This is a genomic window from Kitasatospora sp. NPDC091257 (genome assembly GCF_044757675.1).
GTDB classification, from domain to species: Bacteria; Actinomycetota; Actinomycetes; order Streptomycetales; family Streptomycetaceae; genus Kitasatospora; species Kitasatospora lactacystinica.
This window is the reverse complement of the sequence record NZ_JBIVVI010001130.1, coordinates 1-2,936: the sequence shown is the minus strand read 5'-3', so window position 1 is coordinate 2,936 and position 2,936 is coordinate 1. Positions and strand designations below refer to the sequence as shown.

Here is a 2,936-nt window from a genome sequence, read left to right as displayed (position 1 = left end):
GGCCTGGGTGGTCTTGCGTACCGGACAAAACAGAAGGGCCGCGGATCCCGGTGTGACGGGTTCCGCGGCCCTGGAGGTGCCGACCTGAGGCTGGCTCAGGTTCGTTCTCTCCAGGGTTCAGGGCCGCGGAAGGCCCACATCCGGACGGCCTCGGCGCCGGTAAAGGCGGCCGCGGCCTGGTTAATCTGCTGCTCGTTCTGCTTCTGGGCGTTTTCGGCACCGATGACCTGCGCATAGCCGCCATGCATGGCGGCGGCTACGGCCGCCTTCGGTGCCTGGGTCGGTCGCTCGTCGCGCAGGGAGCACGGCGTGCCGAACGAGGCCCAGCCCCGGGACAGACCGGTCTCGACAGTGGTGCCGTCGACGCTCCTGCTGCCCGTGAGGCACAGATCAGTGTGTCCAGGACCACTGACAACGGGGGCGACGGAGACACCGGTGGTGTCGAGACCCAGACCGGTTCCACCGAGCTCGGCGAGCGCCCGCAGACGGGCGGCACGCAGGGAGGCAGCGACAACGGTCTGGCCAGTCATTTTGGTGATCATGATGTTTCCCACTGTCTTCGCCTCCTCTCGGCGTCTCGCGGAGCCTGGTCTCCCTGGCTCCGAATGTTCGGATGTCTGTCTCGGTAAAGCTGTGGTGAAGCTCTCGGGCGAGGGGCATCAGCACAGGTTTCACCCCGTGCGACCGCGTCCCCTTGACCGCTCCGGCAGGCTATTGCGCTCCCGGTACGCGGCGCAAACTATTTTTCACGCGAGTTCTTCGGCACGTCACACAACGGGTTCCGAAACCCTCGAAGCGGCCTCCTGGACCACGCCCGGACCGGCTCAGGCCGGATCGTCCGAACCGCCGTCCTCGACGTCGTCCGGGTCCTCCTCGGGCTCCTCCCCCGCACACAACGAGAGCACGGCCGCCCCGTACTTGTCCAGCTTCAGGGCGCCGACCCCGGAGATGGCGGCCAGCTCCCCGCGGCCGGCGGGCACGTCCTCGGCGATCGCCATCAGCGTGGCGTCGGTGAACACCACGTAGGCCGGCGCGCCCTGCTTCTTCGCCTGCCGGGCCCGCCACTCGCGCAGCCGCTCGTACAGCCCCTCGTCCATCGTGGACGGGCAGCTCTCGCAGCGGCGCAGCTTGCGCTCGACGGCCTCGGTGAGCACCTTGTCGCAGACCCGGCACTTGACCGGTCCGCGGACCCGCCGCGCGGCGGAGCGCTCGCCGGGCTCGACGCCCCCTCGCCCGCCGCGCGCGCCGGTGCGCGCGCCGGGAGCGGTGGAGCCGGGGCGCAGCCCGTCCAGGAAGCGGCTGGGCTTGCGGCTCGCCCGGCCGCCCGGGGAGCGGGAGAGCGCCCAGGAGAGGCTGAGGTGCTTGCGGGCGCGGGTGACGCCGACGTAGAGGAGGCGGCGCTCCTCCTCGACCTGCTCGTCGGTCTTGGCGTAGATGATCGGCAGGGTGCCCTCGGTGAGGCCGACCAGGAAGACGGCGTCCCATTCGAGGCCCTTGGCGGCGTGCAGCGAGGCGAGCGTGACGCCCTCGACGGCCGGGGCGTGCTGGGCCGCGGCGCGGGCGTCCAGCTCGGCGACGTAGGCCGAGAGGTCGGTGCCCTGGCCGGCCTCGGTACGGGTGCGCTCGAACTCCTCGGCCAGCCGGACGAGGGCGGCCAGCGACTCCCAGCGGTCCCGGACGGCGCCGGAGCCGGCCGGGGGCTCGGCGGTGAAGCCGCGGGCGGCCAGCACCGCACGGACCTGGCCGGCCAGGTCGGGGGCGTCGTCGGTGAGCGGGTCGGAGGCGGCCCGGGCGGCGCCGCGCAGCAGCACGCCGGCGTCCCGGACCTCGGGGCGTTCGAAGAACCGTTCCGCGCCCTTGAGCTGGTAGGGGACGTTGAGGTCGGCGAGGGCCTGCTCGTAGACCTCGGACTGGCCGTTGGTGCGGAACAGCACCGCGATCTCGCTGGCGCGCACGCCGGCGGCGAGCAGCTCCTTGATCCGGCGGGCGGTAGTCTCGGCCTCGGTGGGCTCGTCCTCGTACTCGGTGTAGACCGGTTCGGGGCCGGCCTCGCGCTGGGAGACGAGCTCCAGGCGGTGCCGGGCGGCCTCGCCGCGGGCCTGGGAGAGCAGCCCGTTGGCGAGGTGGACGACCTGGGGGGTGGAGCGGTAGTCGCGGACCAGCTTGACCACCGTCGCCCCGGGGTGCCGGTTGCGGAAGTTGAGCAGGTAGTCGGGCGTGGCGCCGGTGAAGGAGTAGATGGTCTGGCTGGCGTCGCCGACGACGCAGAGGCTGGCGCCGCCGTCCGGGCCGGTCCACCGGTCGAGCAGGCGCTGCTGGAGCGGGGAGACGTCCTGGTACTCGTCGACGGTGAAGTGCCGGTACTGGGAGCGGACCTGGTCGGCGATGTCCGGGCGGTCCTCCAGGATCGCGGCGGTGAGCAGCAGGACGTCCTCGAAGTCCATGCTGCCGCGGCGGCTCTTGGCCTCCTCGTAGACGCGGTAGACCTGGGCGGTCTCGGCCGGGTCGCGGGGGGCCTCGCGGCCGGACTTGGCGACGGCCACCGGGTAGTCCTCGGGGGCGATCTGGGTGACCTTGGCCCATTCGATCTCGGCGGTGAGGTCGCGCAGTTCGGTGCGCTGGACGCGCAGGCCGCAGCGGCCGGCCGCCTCGGCCACCAGCTGGACCTTGCGTTCCAGGAGCTGGGGCACGGGGCCGCCGACGGCGCGCGGCCAGAAGTACTGGAGCTGGCGCAGCGCGGCGGCGTGGAAGGTGCGGGCCTGGACGCCCTCGGCGCCGAGCTGGCGCAGCCGGCCGCGCATCTCGCCGGCCGCGCGGGCGGTGAAGGTCACGGCGAGGACCTGCTGGGGGTGGTAGACGCCGCTGCTCACGCCGTAGGCGATCCGGTGGGTGATGGCGCGGGTCTTGCCGGTGCCGGCGCCGGCCAGGACGCAGAC

The 2,936-nt window shown here is 72.8% G+C and carries 2 protein-coding genes; both read right to left on the bottom strand.

Going from position 1 to position 2,936, the window contains the following annotated elements:
- Positions 1–95 precede the first annotated feature (95 nt).
- The gene (locus ACIQOV_RS35325) at positions 96–554 is read right to left on the bottom strand and encodes a hypothetical protein (RefSeq protein ID WP_401054932.1); all 459 of its coding nucleotides are present in this window, start codon (positions 552–554) and stop codon (positions 96–98) included.
- A 270-nt stretch (positions 555–824) separates the two neighbouring features.
- Positions 825–2,936: ATP-dependent DNA helicase UvrD2 (locus ACIQOV_RS35320; protein WP_401054931.1), on the bottom strand; the 2,112-nt coding region annotated here is incomplete at its 5' end.